Raw genomic sequence first — 14,304 nt, forward strand, 5'->3', positions numbered from 1 at the left:
ACCCGACCGGCCGGCACGCACGGCACACCCCGCGGGCCCCGCACCCGCCCGGGTCGCGGGGGCGGGCGCCCGGCACCCCGTCCGGTCACGACCCGGACGCCGGCTGGCTGGCGCGCGTCATGCACGTGGCGTTCTTCCTGCTGCTCGGCGCCTCCCTGGCGCGCTTCCTGCTGCGCCACGAGTGGGAGGACCGCAGCCCCTGGATCATCGCGCTCACCGGCGCGCTCGCCGCCCTCTACCTGCTGGGGCCGGTCCTCGGCACCCGGGCGACGCCGCGCCGGATCGCCTGGCTGTGCACGGTCGTCGCCGTCTGGGTGGTGCTCGTGGTCCTCGCGCCCAGCTTCGCCTGGTGCGCGGTCCCGCTCTTCTACACCGGCCTGCGGACCCTGCCGCACAAGGCCGCCCTCGGTCTGGTCGCCCTGCTGACCGCCTTCGTGGTCTTCGCCCAGGTCCAGCTCTCGCACGGCGGCTGGGACCCCAACCTGATCGTGGCCCCGCCGGCCGTCGCCGCCCTCGCCACCGGCGTCTTCGTGCACGCGGACCGGCAGGCCGCCCGGCAGCGCGCCCTCATCGACGACCTGATCCGCACCCGCCGCGAACTGGCCGCGATCGAGCGCCGCGAGGGCACCCTCGCCGAGCGGCAGCGGCTCTCCATGGAGATCCACGACACCCTCGCGCAGGGCCTGTCGAGCCAGCAGATGCTGCTCCAGGCCGCCGACCTGACCTGGGAGAGCGACCCGGGCGCGGCCCGCCGGCACGTGCGGACCGCCGAGTCGATCGCCGAGCGGAACCTCGCCGAGGCCCGCCGCTTCGTGCACGACCTGGCCCCCGCCGACCTCGCCGAGGGCGGCGGCCTGGAGCAGGCGCTGCGCGGGCTCGCCGAGCGCGAGTCGGCGGACTTCCGGGTGGACGGCACGCCGGTGCCGCTGCCGGACCGGGCGCAGTCGGCGCTGCTGCGGATCGCGCAGGGCGCGCTCGCCAACATCCGGGAGCACGCCGCCGCCACCTCCGCCGCGATCACCCTCACCTACCTCGACGACCAGGTGGTCCTGGACGTCGCCGACGACGGCAGCGGCTTCGACCCGGCCGCGTCCCGCGCCGACGGGGGCGTCCGGGGACACGGCCTGCCCGCGATGCGGGTGCGGGCCCGTCAGCTGGGCGGCACGCTTACGGTGGAGTCGTCCCCCGGCGAGGGCACCGTGCTCTCCGCCGCCATCCCGCTCACCCCCCTCGCACCCCCGACGGAGGCCGGCCCGTGACCGTACGCATCCTGCTCTGCGACGACCACGTCGTCGTCCGCGCCGGACTGCTCGCCCTGCTGGGCAGCACCCCCGACATCGAGGTCGTCGGGGAGGCCGGCAGCGGTGAGGAGGCCGTCGCGATGGCCGCGAAGCTGAAGCCGGACGTGGTCCTGATGGACCTCCAGCTCGGCGCCGGGATCGACGGCGTGGAGGCGACCCGCCGGATCGCGCCGACCGGCGTGCACGTCCTCGTCCTCACCACCTACGACACGGACGCCGACATCACCCGGGCCATCGAGGCGGGCGCGACCGGCTACCTCCTGAAGGCCGAGCGGCCGGAGGAGCTGTTCGCCGCGATCCACTCCGCCGCCCAGGGCCGCACCGCGCTCTCCCCGCCGGTCGCGAGCCGGGTCATGGACCGGATGCGCGGCGCCGCCGGCCCGTCCCTCACCGACCGGGAGCGGGACATCCTCGGCCAGCTGGCGCACGGCCTCGGCAACAAGGAGATCGCCCGGGCGCTCTTCATCAGCGAGGCCACCGTCAAGACCCACCTCGGCCGGATCTACGCCAAGCTCGGCGTCGACACGCGGGCCGGTGCCGTGGCGGTCGCGAAGGAACGGCGACTGCTCCCCTGAGACTGCTACTGTGCGCCACTGTTCCAGCGCACAGTGTCATGTCTCCGTGGGAGCGCACGTGAAGATCGCCGTCGTCGGTGGCGGGCCCGCCGGCCTCTACCTCTCGATCCTGCTCAAGCGGCAGGACCCCTCCCACGAGATCGTCGTGTACGAGCGGAACGCGGCCGGCTCCACGTACGGCTGGGGCGTCACCTACTGGGCGGGGCTCCTCGACAAGCTGCGGGCCGGTGACCCGGAGTCCGCCGCCGCCGTCGCCGACGCCTCGGTGACCTGGACCGACGGGCTGGCGATCGTCCGCGACGAGCGGACCGTGCACCGCGGCGACGCCGGCTTCGGCATCGGCCGCCGCCGGATGCTCGGCCTGCTCGCCGACCGGGCCGGGGAACTGGGCGTCGAGGTCGTGTACGAGCACCCGGTCGACGGCCCGGACGCCCCCGAGCTGGCCGACGCGAACCTGGTCGTCGCCGCCGACGGCGTCCACAGCGCCCTGCGCGAGGCGCACCCCGACCACTACGGCAGCGCCTTCGCCACCGGCGGCAACCCCTACATCTGGCTCGGCACCACCAAGGTCTTCGACTCCTTCAGCTTCGCCTTCAAAGAGACCGCGCACGGCTGGATCTGGTGCTACGCCTACGGCTTCAGCGGCGAGCGCTCCACCTGCGTCGTCGAGTGCGCCCCCGCCACCTGGACCGGCCTCGGCCTGGACACCATGGCGGAGGCCGACTGCCTGGCGCTCCTGGAGAAGCTCTTCCACGACCTCCTCGACGGGCACGAGCTGATCGGCCGCGACCGGGGCGCCGAACCCGCCCAGTGGCTGCGCTTCCGCACCCTCACCACCCGGGTCTGGCACCGCGGCAGGACCGTGCTGCTCGGCGACGCCGCCCACACCACGCACTACTCGATCGGCGCCGGCACCACCCTCGCCCTGGAGGACGCCCTCGCGCTCGCCGAGGCCCTGCGCGACCGCCCCGGCGACCCCGCCTCCCTCGACGCCGCCCTCGCCGCGTACGGCAGGCGGCGCCGCGCCGCCCTCGTCTCGGCGCAGAGCGCGGCCCGGCTCAGCGCGCGCTGGTACGAGAACCTGCCCCGCTACATGGCCCTGGCGCCGGACCGGATGTTCGCGCTCCTCGGCCAGCGCCACTCCCCGCTGCTGCCGTACGTGCCGCCGCAGCTCTACTACCGCGTCGACCGCGCCGTCGGCCGTCTGGAGTCGCTGCGCCGCCTCAAGCGCTGGCTGGGCCCGCGGGTCGCCCGGGCGGTCCACCGCGCCTGACCGCGGCGGGGCGTGACACCATCGGGGCGTGCTCGACATCGGCTACTCCCTCTCCCGGCGCTTCCCCGACCCCCCGCAGACCGACTACCGGCGGGCGGACGTCCACGCCCTGCGCCACGACCTGTTCTGCGGCGACGTCTACCTCGCGGACACCAAGCAGGACCGCGAGGTGTCCACAGCCTGGGGATGGGTGCCCGTCCTCGACTTCGCGTGGGCGCTCTGCGACATCGTCGAGCAGCTCGACCGGGACCCGCGGGGCAGCCGGGCCTCCCGCCCCCAGCACGCCGAGCTGGACTTCACCGAGTCCTCGGACCGGATGCTCTTCGAGCGCCGCTTCGGCTGGGTCGACGTCGAGTCCGACTGGATGCCCGGCGACGAGGCGCCGCTCACCTTCTCGCACGCCGAACTGCGCCGCGAGGCCCGCGACTTCCTGCACGATCTGATCGCCGACCTCACGGACATGCACGAGGGCCTGGCCGACAACCCGGCCGTCTGGGACCTCCAGGCCCGCTTCCCCCGCGTCAGGTAGCGCCGGGAGGCGCTCAGTCCTCCACCCGCACCCCCAGCCGGGCCGCGAGGACCGGAGCCAGGTCGAGCAGCTGCGCGGAGGAGATCACCGCGCCCGCCAGGGACTCCACCCCGCGGGCGATCTCCAGCCGGCGCACCCCCCGCAGGTCCGCGTCGGTCAGCTTCGCCCCGGAGAAGTCCGCCCCGATCAGCTCGCAGTCCACGAAGGCGACCCGCTCCAGCTTCGCCCCGCCGAAGTCCGGCTCCACCAGGACGCAGCCCTCGAAGGTCACGTCCCGCAGGGTGGCGGAGCGCAGGTTCGGGTAGTCCCACTTGCCGCCCCGGACCAGGACCCGCTCCCACACCGAGCCGTGAAACTGCGTCCCCCCGAACCGCGCGTCCACGAGCTCCGCGTCCCGCAGCTGCACCCGCGACAGGTCGGTGCCCACGCCGCGCACCGCCTCCAGGCGCGAGTCCAGGAACCGCGCGCCGGTCAGCCGCGCCTCGTCGAGCGCGCACTCGCGGACCGCGCAGTCCAGGAAGCGGGCTCCCTCCCCCGAGGCGCCCGCCAGATCGAGCCCGGTCAGCTCCAAGCCGTCGTAGTCCCCGTCGGGCGCGAGCCCGCCCTCGTACGGCTCCAGGGGCGGGAGGCGCAGCTCCACCCGGCGGGGCGCCTTGGTCGTTCGCTTCATGCCCCCATCGTGGCCCACGCCACTGACAGACCGCCCTTGACCTCAAGCAAGGTCGAGGTACGAGTCTGGGGGCGCGGCCGCTCGCCGAGCACCGCACGACGACCACGCGACGACAGGGGAACCGCCATGCACGCCGTTCGTCTCCACGCCTTCGGACCCGCCGAGAACCTCACCCTCGAGGAGGTCGCCGACCCCGTGCCCGGCCCCGGCCAGGTCCGGGTGGCGGTCGCCGCCGCCGGCGTCCACCTCCTCGACACCGCCCTCCGGGAGGGCCTGCCCGGCCCCTTCCCCGCCCCCGCGGAACTCCCCACCGTCCCCGGCCGCGAGGTCGCCGGCACCGTCGACGCCCTCGGCGAGGGCACCGACCCGTCCTGGCTCGGCAAGCGCGTCGTCGCCCACCTCGGCATGAACCCCGGCGGCTACGCCGAACGCGCCGTCACCGACGCCGCCCGGCTCCACGAACTCCCCGACCACCTCGGCGAGGCCGAGGCCGTCGCCATGATCGGCACCGGCCGCACCACCCTCGGCATCCTCCAGTTCACCTCGCTCGGCCCGGAGTCGGTCGCGATCGTGCCCGCCGCCGCCGGCGGCATCGGCACCCTCCTCGTCCAGTACGCGAAGAACGCCGGCGCCACCGTCGTCGGCCTCGCCGGCGGCCCCGCCAAGGTCGCCCGCGTCCGCGCGAACGGCGCCGACCTCGCCGTCGACTACACCCGCCCCGACTGGCCCGACGAGGTCCGCGCCTTCCTCGGCGACCGCGCCGCCACCGTCGTCTTCGACTCCGTCGGCGGCGCCACCGGACGCGCCGCCGTCGACCTCCTCGGCCGGGGCGGACAGCACCTCGTCTTCGGCTGGTCCAGCACCGGACTCCACGACGGCGAGGCCCTCACCTTCACCGGGGCGGAACTCGCCGAACGGGGCATCACCTCCGGCTCCGTCCTCGGCCCCGTCATGATCCAGAAGGCCGGCGGCGACGTCCGGAACCTCGAACTCGCCGCCCTCGCCGCCGCCTCCGACGGCACCCTGCGCCCCGCCGTCCACCGCTTCCCCCTCGCCGAAGCGGCGAAGGCCCACCGCGCCCTGGAGACCCGGGGCACGATGGGCAAGGTGGTCCTGGTCCCGTGAGGCGGCTCAGACGCCGAGCACGTCCCAGGAGTGCGCCTTGAACTCCTTGCGGAAGTCCTCGTGGTCCTCCCACATCCGGGCGATGGAGCGCAGCGCGTCCCAGTTGTGCTCCAGCGCCTGCTCCACCACCTGGCGCAGCTCCGGCGCCGTCTCCCGCTTCTCCACCAGACCGGTGACCTGCGAGGCGGCCTGCACCGTGTAGCGCAGCGCCCGCAGGGCGCGGGAGGTGTCGTCCATCCCGAAGCCGTGGTCGCTGCCGTTGGCCGGGTCGAAGAGCGGGGTCAGGCGGGCCTCGACGAAGTCGGTGATCCGCCGGAACCGGGCCTCGACGCCCATGTCGTCGTCGTGGTTGCTGTGGTCGTTGCACATGGGGACTTCCTACACCCCCGCCGGGGCGCCCAGCGCCGCCAGGGCCCCGTCCGTCAGCCGGTAGACCGTCCACTCGTCCTGCGGGCGGGCCCCCAGGGCCTCGTAGAAGGCGATCGAGGGCGTGTTCCAGTTCAGCACCGACCACTCCAGGCGCTCGTAGCCGCGCTCCACGCAGATCCGGGCCAGCTCGGTCAGGAGCGCCTTGCCGTGGCCGCCGCCGCGCGCCTCCGGACGGACGTACAGGTCCTCCAGGTAGATGCCGTGGACCCCGCGCCAGGTCGAGAAGTTGAGGAACCACAGCGCGAAGCCGACGGGCTCGCCCGCCTCGTTCTCGGCGATGTGGGCGTAGGCGGCGGGCCGCTCGCCGAAGAGCGCCTCGTGGAGCTGCTCCGGAGTGGCGCGGGCCTCGTCGAGGGCCTTCTCGTACTCCGCGAGCTCGCGAATCAGGGCGTGGACGACGGGCACGTCGGCGGGGGTGGCGGTACGGATCATGGAGTCAGCGTGCCAGCAGCGCCCGGGCGATGACCACCTGGCGGGCGTCGAGCGCGGGCTCGCCGTCCTCGACGTCCCACAGCCCGTTCTGGAGCACCCGCCCCAGCGTCCACGCCAGGGCCCGCTCCCGGTCGAGCCCCAGCCGCTCGGTGAGGAGGTCGAAGCGCCACCGGAACCCGGCCGGGTCCGGGTTCCCCAGATCGGTCAGGGCGGGCAGCAGCTCGAAGCCCGGATCGCCCGCGAGCGGCTTCGGGTCGATGGCCAGCCACGGCTCGCGCTCCGCGCCCAGCACGTTGTCGTAGTGCAGGTCCCAGTGGAGCAGCCGGTCGCCCGGCTCGCCCGCCACCTCCCGTACGGCGGCGGCGCAGTCCGCGAGCAGCGCAGCGTCCTCGGCCCCCAGCCGGGCGGCCGCGCCGGGCACCTCGGCGAGCATGGCGGCGGCGATCGCGTCGAGCCGCCGCAGCCCGGCCGGCGCCGGGTGCGCCGACAGCCGGGCGAGCAGCCCGGCGAGGATCCGGACGGCCTCCCGCTCGTCCCCGAGCCGGGACAGGTGCCGGGTGTGGTCGGCCCGTTCGAGGAGCATCGCACCCGTCTCCGGATCGTGCTCCAGGAGGTGCACGGCCCCCGAGCCCGCCCAGGCGCGCAGCGCGACCGGCTCGCCCTCGGACTCCTCGTCGAGGAGCTGGAGCTTCAGTGCCGCGGGCGTGCCGTCCGCCCGCTCCACCGGCAGCACCAGCGACGCCACGCCGTGCATCGAGGGCCCGGCGAGTCTCAGCCCCCACCGGCCGAGGAAGTCCTCGGCCCGCCCGGGCAGGGCGGCGACGAACGCCCGCCCCGCCTCTCCGTTGTACTTCGCCTGGCTGGCCGCGAGTTCCTCGGGTACGTGGATCACCCGGCCGAGCCTACGATCCCAGCGCGCCGTCCAGCAGCCTCCCGAACGCGTCCGCGTCGTACAGTCCGGCGCCGCCGTCCAGCGCCTTCCCGTCCACCAGCACCGACGGGGTGCCGCCGACGCCCGAGTCCTCGAACGCCTTCTCCGCGTCCGCCACCCACGCCGCGTGCGTCCCGTCCCGCACCGCCCGGTCGAAGGCGTCGCCCCGCAGCCCGTCCACCCGGTCCGCGATCCGCAGCAGGTGGTCGGCGGTGAAGGCGTCCTTCGACTCGTCGGCCGGCTGCGAGGCGAACAGCGCCGCCTGGAAGGCCGCGAACTTCCCCGGGCCCTCCTCCGCGGCCGCCCTCAGCGCGTTCGCCGCCCGCGCCGACGCCGTGCCGCCGGTGCGCGCGTCGAGGAAGGAGGCGATGCCGTACTCGATCCTCAGCTCGCCCCTCGCGGCCCGCTCGGCCAGCACCGTGCCGCCGCTCGCCTCGAACTTCGCGCAGTACGGGCAGCGCGGGTCCGCGTACACGGTCACGGTGTGCGGGGCGTCCGCCGCGCCGACGACGATCTTCGTATCCCGCACCGCCGACGGCAGCACGCGGAGCGTCCCCGCGTGCGCCGGCGGCGCCTCCGCGACCTTCCCGGCCGGACCGGCGTCCGCGCCGCCGTCCGACGAACACCCCACGGCGGCAAGGCCGATGAGGCCCGCGGCGACCGCGGCGGCGAGGGCGCGCCGAGTCCTGCGCACAGACATGGGGGGATCCTTCCGAAGCGACGAAATCCGCACTCCCGAACCTAGGCGCGCGCCCGCCCGCCACCGCCCGCCGAAAGACCCGTATCCAGAGGACCAACGCCCCCGGTACCCTCCCGCCACGCACCGGAAGAGGGACAGGCATGAACAGCAGTACGGGCACGGTCAACGGCGGCATCTCGTTCTGGTTCGCGCAGGAGGGCCTGCCCGAACCCCGCGAACCGCTCCCCGGCGACCGGACCGCCGACGTCTGCGTCGTCGGCGGCGGCTACACCGGCCTGTGGACCGCCTACTACCTGAAGAAGGCGGCGCCCTTCCTCGACATCGTCGTCCTGGAGGCCCGCTTCTGCGGCTACGGCGCCTCCGGCCGCAACGGCGGCTGGCTCTACAACGGCATCGCCGGCCGCGACCGCTACGCCAAACTCCACGGCCACGACGCCGCCGTCCGCCTCCAGCAGGCGATGAACGCCACCGTCACCGAGGTCCTCGACGTGCTCGACGCCGAGAAGATCGAGGCCGACCAGCACCGCGGCGGCGTCCTGGAGGTCGCGCTCTCCCCCGCCCAGCTGGCCCGCCTCAAGGAGTTCCACGCCGTCGAGCACGCCTTCGGCGAGACCGACCGCGAGATCCACGGCGCCCGCGAGACCGCCGAGCGGATCCGCGTCGCCGGCGCCGTCGGCTCCTCCTGGACCCCGCACGGCGCCCGCCTCCACCCGGTGAAGCTGGTCCACGGCCTGCGCGCCGCCGTCGAGGCGCTCGGGGTGACGATCCACGAGTCGACCCCGGTCACCGAGATCAGGCCCAAGCACGCCGTCACCCCGTACGGCACGGTCCGCGCCCCGTACGTGCTGCGCTGCACCGAGGGCTTCACCGCCTCCCTGGCCGGCCAGCGCCGCACCTGGCTCCCCATGAACTCCTCGATGATCGCCACCGAGCCGCTGACGGACGCCCAGTGGGAGTCGATCGGCTGGAACGGCCTGGAGACCCTCGGCGACATGGCCCACGCCTACATGTACGCGCAGCGCACCGCCGACGGCCGGATCGCCCTCGGCGGCCGGGGCGTCCCCTACCGCTACGGCTCGAAGACCGACAACGACGGCCGCACCCAGCCGCAGACGATCGAGGCGCTCCGCGAGATCCTCGTCCGCTTCTTCCCGCAGCTCGCCGGCGTCGGCATCGACCACGCCTGGTCGGGCGTCCTCGGCGTCCCCCGCGACTGGTGCGCCACCGCGACCCTCGACCGCTCCACCGGCATCGGCTGGGCCGGCGGCTACGTCGGCTCCGGCGTCGCCACCACCAACCTCGCCGCCCGCACCCTGCGCGACCTCATCCAGCAGGACTCCGGGCAGGCGGGCCCCACGGACCTCACCACCCTCCCCTGGGTGAACCACAAGGTCCGCAAGTGGGAACCGGAGCCCTTCCGCTGGCTCGGCGTCCAGACCATGTACGCCGCCTTCCGGGGCGCCGACCACCGCGAGGCCGTCGGCCACACGGCGACGACGGACCGCGTCGCGGTCTGGGCGAACCGGATCGCGGGCCGCTGACGACCGCCCCCGGGCACGGGAAAGGCCCCGCACCCTCCGGGGCGCGGGGCCTTCTCGCGTGACGGCTCAGAACAGCAGGTTCACCGAGGACGGCAGGTCCGCCACCCCGATCGCGCTCCGGGCCGAGTAGGGCCCGGCCAGCTTGCCGGTGCCCCGGTACAGGTAGACCTTGCCGGTCGTGTCCCGGCCGACCAGGTCCGCCCGGCCGTCGTCGTTCAGGTCGCCCGGCGCCACCACCATCGGGTAGACCTGCCAGCCGCCGCCGACCTTGACGCGGGCCCCGAAGGGTCCGGCCGCCTTGCCGGATCCCTTGTAGGACCACAGGACGCCGGTCTTGTCACGGGCGATCAGATCGGCCTTGCCGTCGCCGTCGAGGTCGCCGGAGCCGGTGATCTGGTTGTACGCCTGCCAGCCCGCGCCGACCTTGACGCGCCCGGCGAACCCGCCGGCGCCGTTGCCCTGGTAGAGCCAGAGCACGCCGGTCTTGTCCCGGGCGATCAGGTCGGCCTTCCCGTCGCCGGAGACGTCGCCGACCCCGGTGAGCGCGTCGTAGATCTGCCAGCCGCCGCCGACCTTGACGCGGGCCGCGAAGGGCTCGTACCAGGCGCCGGTGGTCTTGTAGTGCCAGAGGACGCCGGACGCGTCCCGGGCGACGAGCCCGCCGCCGCCGGCCTGAGCGGTGAGCGGCGCGAGCTTGGTGATCGTGTTGTAGGTCTGCCAGCCGGTGCCCACGTTCTCGGCGTAGTCCCGGAACGGCGACGACGCCTTGCCGGTGCCGTAGTGCCAGCGCAGGACGCCCGACTTGTCGCGGGAGACCATCGCGAAGCGCGCCGGCACCGCGCGGGAGCTCTGCACCGCGAACTCGCTCGACGCCTCCGGGTTGCCGAGGCCCCAGTCGTAGACGTTGTAGGCCGCGTAGGTGTTGATCCGCCAGGCGGCGGTCGAGGACGCGGCCTTCATCGTGTAGGAGACGGTGACGTCGACCGGGCCACCGCTGCCGGGGTCGATGTCGCAGCTCAGTCCGGCGCCTTCGGAGACGGAGCTGGTGTAGTGCTCGCACTGGGCGACGGAGGAGCCGGCGCTGGTGGCGGTGACGTACACCGGCACCTCGTCCATCTCCCAGTCCCGCATCCCGGTGCCGGGCTCGAACCCGATCTCCAGCTTGCCCCGGTCGACGGCGTGCACCGTGACCTTGTGGGTCGCCGTGCCGCCCGCGGGCACCTGCGGCGTGGAGAACTTCACGGTGTTCTGGGAGACGTGCTCCAGGGACTTCACCGTGACCGTGCGGGCGGCCCGCCAGCCGGTCTCCGTCAGCGAGCCCGCCGTCTGGGCCTCCTTCACGGCCTTCGCCACGTCACCGCCGCGCGGGACGTAGACCACGCCGTAGTGGAGCGTGGTGCCGTGGGCGGTGGACTCGGCGGCGGCGATGTCCAGCGCCGTCCACCCGTTCTCGTCCGTGATCGGGCAGAGGTAGATCCCGGTCGCCGAGCCGGGCGAGCAGGTGCTGTTCTCGCTGTCGAGGCTCAGCCCCGCCGGCAGGCCGCCCTTCGCCCAGGAGGCGTCGGTCAGCGGCGCCTTGCTCAGGGCGTAGACGAGCGTCCCGTCGAACGAGTCGGAGCCCTCCTCGTCACCGCCGTACGTGAGGCCGGTCGGCCCCAGCTCGGCCCAGCCCACCCCGGGCTGGAGCACCCGGTTCACGACCGTGAAGTCGATCAGTTCCTGCGTGGCCGCGGAGGCCGCCGAGGCCCCGCCCACCACTCCCGCCGCCAGCATGACGACGGCCCCACCGAACGCAACGATTCTTCGCAAGCGTTTCAGCCCCCTGTGCATCGCGGCACCCCCTGGTGCGCGCGCCGAACGGTACCGCGAAGGCCCCGGCCCCCTCGCGGGGGGTCGGGGCCTTCGTGGTACGGAGCCGCCTGTCGGAATCGAACCGACGACCTCAAGATTACAAGTCAAGCGCTCTAGCCAACTGAGCTAAGGCGGCGGGCGCGCACGCGACCACGCGCGCGTGGCCCACTCTACACAGCGGCCCCCGGCCGCCACGAGGAACTTCGGATCCGCTCCGGCCCGTTCGCCGGCCCCCCGCCGGGCCGTCTGAACGGGCGTCGGAAATCTCTTCGTCTGCGACTACTGACAGACCGGACGGCGTCGGGGTAGCGTCGAGCGGAGTTCACCCTGGTGGACTAGACCTCAATCCTTCCTTTACTCGGATCGTCCGGCACGTTCCTGCCGGTGAAGGGACACATCACCATGGCTTCCGTCACTTTCGACAAGGCGACCCGCATCTACCCGGGTGCCACCAAGCCCTCCGTCAACCAGCTCGACATCGAGATCGCGGACGGCGAGTTCCTCGTCCTCGTCGGTCCCTCGGGCTGTGGCAAGTCGACCTCGCTGCGCATGCTCGCCGGCCTGGAGGACGTCAACGCGGGCGCGATCCGCATCGGCGACCGCGACGTCACGCACCTGCCGCCGAAGGACCGGGACATCGCCATGGTGTTCCAGAACTACGCGCTGTACCCGCACATGAGCGTCGCCGACAACATGGGCTTCGCGCTCAAGATCGCCGGCGTCAACAAGGCCGAGATCCGCGCCAAGGTCGAAGAGGCCGCGAAGATCCTCGACCTCACCGAGTACCTCGACCGCAAGCCGAAGGCGCTCTCCGGCGGCCAGCGCCAGCGCGTCGCCATGGGCCGCGCCATCGTCCGCGAGCCGCAGGTCTTCCTCATGGACGAGCCGCTGTCGAACCTCGACGCCAAGCTCCGCGTCTCGACCCGTACGCAGATCGCCGGCCTCCAGCGCCGCCTCGGCATCACCACGGTCTACGTCACCCACGACCAGACCGAGGCCCTCACCATGGGCGACCGCGTCGCCGTGCTGAAGGACGGTCTGCTCCAGCAGGTCGACACCCCGCGCAACATGTACGACCGGCCCGCCAACCTCTTCGTCGCCGGCTTCATCGGCTCCCCCGCGATGAACCTGATCGAGGTCCCGATCACCGAGGGCGGCGTGAAGTTCGGCAACAGCGTCGTCCCGGTCTCCCGTGACGCCCTCGCCACCGCCGCCGCCAACGGCGACACCACCGTCGTCGTCGGCGTCCGCCCCGAGCACTTCGACGTCTCGGGCCCGACGAGCAAGGACGGCGTGGCCGTGACGGTCAACGTCGTCGAGGAGCTCGGCTCCGACGGCTTCGTCTACGGCTCGACCCGCGTCGGCGGCGAGGACAAGGACATCGTCATCCGCGTCGGCGGCCGTGAGATCCCCGCCAAGGGCTCCACGCTCCACGTCGTCCCGCGCGCCGGCGAGCTGCACGTCTTCTCCAAGTCCACGGAGCAGCGCATCAGCGAGTGAGTCCCGGGCCGGAAACGGCCCGTGGCGAACGGCCCCGTGTCCCTTGCGGACGCGGGGTCGTTCGTTTAAACGGGCTTACCCCGGAAAACCCCGGCATTCGGGGCCCTCCCCGGAGGCCCGCGTCAACACGGGAATCGAAAAGCCGCGTCGAACCGTCCCTCGCGAGAGTGACTAAATGTCGCCATATCACTACCGCCCGCTACGCTCGCCTGCGTGACGCACACTGCCCGCCGAATCGGCCGCTCCCTCGCCCTCGTCCTGCCCGTCGTCCTGGTCCTGTCGGGAACGCTCGCGGTGTCCGCCGTCCCGTGGGCCGGCCAGGACTCCGACGGCCAGATGCTGACCGCGTCCTCCGCGGACGTCTCCACCCGCGCCAAGTCGCGCGCCCCGCAGGACGTCCTGCGCGACCGGCTCCTCGCCGAACTCCAGGAGAAGGACCCGGGCGTCGCCCTCACCCACCTCCAGCGCGAGGTGGAGAACCGCCCCTCGCTCGCCGAGCACTGCGTGTCGATCGCCCGCGCCCTCGGCCGCGCCGCCGTCGAGCACTACGGCCCCTCCCGCGCCCAGGCCTTCTCCCGCCCGGTCTGCGACACCGCGTACGCGACCGGCGTGATGCGCGCGACGAGCTGAGCGCGGTCACCCCGCCCGCGCCCGCGGGGCACCTATCGTTCCCCGTATGCACACCACTCCGACGCAGGCCGTGGTCCTGGCGGGCGGCCAGGGCTCCCGGCTGCGCCCCTACACCGACGACCGCCCCAAGCCGATGGTCGAGATCCCGGGCACCGGGACCCCGATCATCGGCCATCAGCTGTCCTGGCTGGCCGCCGAGGGCGTGACCGACGCCGTCGTCTCGTGCGGCCACCTCGCCGAGGTCCTCCAGGAGTGGCTGGAGGAGGCCGACCTCCCCCTCAAGGTGACCACGGTCGTCGAGACCGAACCGCTCGGCCGCGGCGGCGGCCTCAAGTACGCCGCCGCGCACCTGCCCGACCCGGACCGGCCCTGGTACGCCACCAACGGCGACATCTGGACCCGCTTCTCGCTGCGCGAGATGGCCGCCTTCCACGACGAGCGGGACGCCACCGCCACGCTCGCCCTGGCCCGCCCCCGCATCCCGTGGGGCGCCGTCGAAACCGACACCTTCGGCCACATCACCGACTTCGTCGAGGCCCCTCCGTCGCCGTTCCTCATCAACGCCGGCGTGTACGTCTTCTCGCCCGCCTTCACGGCGCTCCTGCCCGACCTCGGGGACCACGAGCGGACCACCTTCCCCCGGCTCGCCCGCGAGAAGCGCCTGGCGGGCTTCCCGCTGCCCCAGGGGGCCTACTGGAGGGCCATCGACACCGCCAAGGACCTGACGGAGGCCGCGAAGGAGCTCGCCGCGCAGGGCCACTGACGGCCCGCGGCGCACGAGAGAGGCGGCACCGTCCCGTGGGGGACGGTGCCGCCT

At 73.7% G+C, this 14,304-nt stretch carries 15 protein-coding genes and 1 tRNA gene; 9 read left to right on the forward strand and 7 right to left on the reverse strand.

From position 1 onward, the window contains the following. The first annotated feature begins 119 nt into the window (after positions 1 to 119). Genes IE321_RS19090 through IE321_RS19105 form a run of 4 tightly spaced genes read left to right on the forward strand, consistent with a single transcriptional unit; the run spans position 120 to position 3,678 of the window. Positions 120 to 1,259 (forward strand): sensor histidine kinase, encoded by a 1,140-nt coding sequence (locus tag IE321_RS19090; RefSeq protein WP_190223828.1) that lies wholly within the window; start codon positions 120 to 122, stop codon positions 1,257 to 1,259. Continuing rightward, entirely contained in the window at positions 1,256 to 1,876 is a 621-nt protein-coding gene (locus IE321_RS19095) for a response regulator (RefSeq protein ID WP_190223817.1), read from the forward strand. The genes IE321_RS19090 and IE321_RS19095 overlap by 4 nt, the downstream gene beginning before the upstream one ends. Before the next feature lie 58 nt (positions 1,877 to 1,934). Beyond that, complete coding sequence (locus IE321_RS19100) at positions 1,935 to 3,149, forward strand: FAD-dependent monooxygenase (protein ID WP_190223829.1); 1,215 nt, start codon at positions 1,935 to 1,937, stop codon at positions 3,147 to 3,149. 28 nt (positions 3,150 to 3,177) lie between these two features. Further along, positions 3,178 to 3,678, forward strand: coding sequence for a hypothetical protein (locus IE321_RS19105; RefSeq protein WP_190223818.1), 501 nt, complete (start codon positions 3,178 to 3,180; stop codon positions 3,676 to 3,678). 13 nt (positions 3,679 to 3,691) lie between these two features. On the opposite strand, the gene IE321_RS19110 is transcribed toward IE321_RS19105, so the two are convergent. Further along, positions 3,692 to 4,348, reverse strand: coding sequence for a pentapeptide repeat-containing protein (locus IE321_RS19110; protein ID WP_190223819.1), 657 nt, complete (start codon positions 4,346 to 4,348; stop codon positions 3,692 to 3,694). Positions 4,349 to 4,474: 126 nt separating this feature from the next. Between IE321_RS19110 and IE321_RS19115 the strand changes: the two genes are divergently transcribed. Beyond that, positions 4,475 to 5,473, forward strand: a complete 999-nt coding sequence (locus IE321_RS19115; RefSeq protein ID WP_190223820.1) for a zinc-binding dehydrogenase — start codon at positions 4,475 to 4,477, stop codon at positions 5,471 to 5,473. A gap of 6 nt (positions 5,474 to 5,479) precedes the next feature. On the opposite strand, the gene IE321_RS19120 is transcribed toward IE321_RS19115, so the two are convergent. From IE321_RS19120 to IE321_RS19135, 4 genes are read right to left on the reverse strand one after another with little or no spacing between them, the layout of a single operon-like run. Further along, positions 5,480 to 5,842: a hypothetical protein gene (locus tag IE321_RS19120; protein WP_226652040.1), complete on the reverse strand. Its 363-nt coding sequence runs from the start codon at positions 5,840 to 5,842 to the stop codon at positions 5,480 to 5,482. Positions 5,843 to 5,851: 9 nt separating this feature from the next. Next, a complete protein-coding gene (locus IE321_RS19125; protein WP_190223821.1) occupies positions 5,852 to 6,334 on the reverse strand; it encodes a GNAT family N-acetyltransferase in 483 nt (160 codons plus the stop codon). Between the two features lie 4 nt (positions 6,335 to 6,338). Further along, the gene (locus tag IE321_RS19130; RefSeq protein WP_190223822.1) at positions 6,339 to 7,226 is read right to left on the reverse strand and encodes an aminoglycoside phosphotransferase family protein; all 888 of its coding nucleotides are present in this window, start codon (positions 7,224 to 7,226) and stop codon (positions 6,339 to 6,341) included. Between the two features lie 10 nt (positions 7,227 to 7,236). Next, positions 7,237 to 7,965 carry a DsbA family protein gene (locus IE321_RS19135; RefSeq protein ID WP_190223823.1) on the reverse strand — a complete coding sequence of 243 codons (729 nt, stop codon included), beginning with the start codon at positions 7,963 to 7,965 and terminating at the stop codon, positions 7,237 to 7,239. A 140-nt stretch (positions 7,966 to 8,105) separates the two neighbouring features. Between IE321_RS19135 and IE321_RS19140 the strand changes: the two genes are divergently transcribed. Continuing rightward, positions 8,106 to 9,506, forward strand: a complete 1,401-nt coding sequence (locus tag IE321_RS19140) for an NAD(P)/FAD-dependent oxidoreductase (protein WP_043226161.1) — start codon at positions 8,106 to 8,108, stop codon at positions 9,504 to 9,506. A gap of 66 nt (positions 9,507 to 9,572) precedes the next feature. Here the strand turns inward: IE321_RS19140 and IE321_RS19145 are convergent, their stop codons facing one another. After that, the gene (locus IE321_RS19145; RefSeq protein ID WP_190223824.1) at positions 9,573 to 11,315 is read right to left on the reverse strand and encodes an FG-GAP-like repeat-containing protein; all 1,743 of its coding nucleotides are present in this window, start codon (positions 11,313 to 11,315) and stop codon (positions 9,573 to 9,575) included. 104 nt (positions 11,316 to 11,419) lie between these two features. Next, positions 11,420 to 11,493: transfer RNA gene (locus IE321_RS19150), tRNA-Thr, on the reverse strand. A 266-nt stretch (positions 11,494 to 11,759) separates the two neighbouring features. Here IE321_RS19150 and IE321_RS19155 point away from each other — a divergent pair. From IE321_RS19155 to IE321_RS19165, 3 genes are all read left to right on the forward strand, one after another. Next, a complete protein-coding gene (locus IE321_RS19155) occupies positions 11,760 to 12,857 on the forward strand; it encodes an ABC transporter ATP-binding protein (protein ID WP_043226162.1) in 1,098 nt (365 codons plus the stop codon). A gap of 213 nt (positions 12,858 to 13,070) precedes the next feature. Then, positions 13,071 to 13,487 carry a hypothetical protein gene (locus IE321_RS19160; RefSeq protein WP_043226163.1) on the forward strand — a complete coding sequence of 139 codons (417 nt, stop codon included), beginning with the start codon at positions 13,071 to 13,073 and terminating at the stop codon, positions 13,485 to 13,487. 46 nt (positions 13,488 to 13,533) lie between these two features. After that, positions 13,534 to 14,250 (forward strand): nucleotidyltransferase family protein, encoded by a 717-nt coding sequence (locus IE321_RS19165; RefSeq protein WP_190223825.1) that lies wholly within the window; start codon positions 13,534 to 13,536, stop codon positions 14,248 to 14,250. Positions 14,251 to 14,304: the final 54 nt, after the last annotated feature.

It is taken from the genome of Streptomyces hydrogenans (genome assembly GCF_014656075.1).
Classification (GTDB): Bacteria; Actinomycetota; Actinomycetes; order Streptomycetales; family Streptomycetaceae; genus Streptomyces; species Streptomyces hydrogenans.

Coding starts and splice junctions, on each gene's coding strand:
- IE321_RS19115 (WP_190223820.1), top strand. CDS start 4,475: ATGCACGCCGTTCGTCTCCACGCCTTCGGACCCGCCGAGAACCTCACC.
- IE321_RS19125 (WP_190223821.1), bottom strand. CDS start 6,334: ATGATCCGTACCGCCACCCCCGCCGACGTGCCCGTCGTCCACGCCCTG.
- IE321_RS19165 (WP_190223825.1), top strand. CDS start 13,534: ATGCACACCACTCCGACGCAGGCCGTGGTCCTGGCGGGCGGCCAGGGC.
- IE321_RS19110 (WP_190223819.1), bottom strand. CDS start 4,348: ATGAAGCGAACGACCAAGGCGCCCCGCCGGGTGGAGCTGCGCCTCCCG.
- IE321_RS19135 (WP_190223823.1), bottom strand. CDS start 7,965: ATGTCTGTGCGCAGGACTCGGCGCGCCCTCGCCGCCGCGGTCGCCGCG.
- IE321_RS19155 (WP_043226162.1), top strand. CDS start 11,760: ATGGCTTCCGTCACTTTCGACAAGGCGACCCGCATCTACCCGGGTGCC.
- IE321_RS19090 (WP_190223828.1), top strand. CDS start 120: ATGCACGTGGCGTTCTTCCTGCTGCTCGGCGCCTCCCTGGCGCGCTTC.
- IE321_RS19140 (WP_043226161.1), top strand. CDS start 8,106: ATGAACAGCAGTACGGGCACGGTCAACGGCGGCATCTCGTTCTGGTTC.
- IE321_RS19120 (WP_226652040.1), bottom strand. CDS start 5,842: ATGTGCAACGACCACAGCAACCACGACGACGACATGGGCGTCGAGGCC.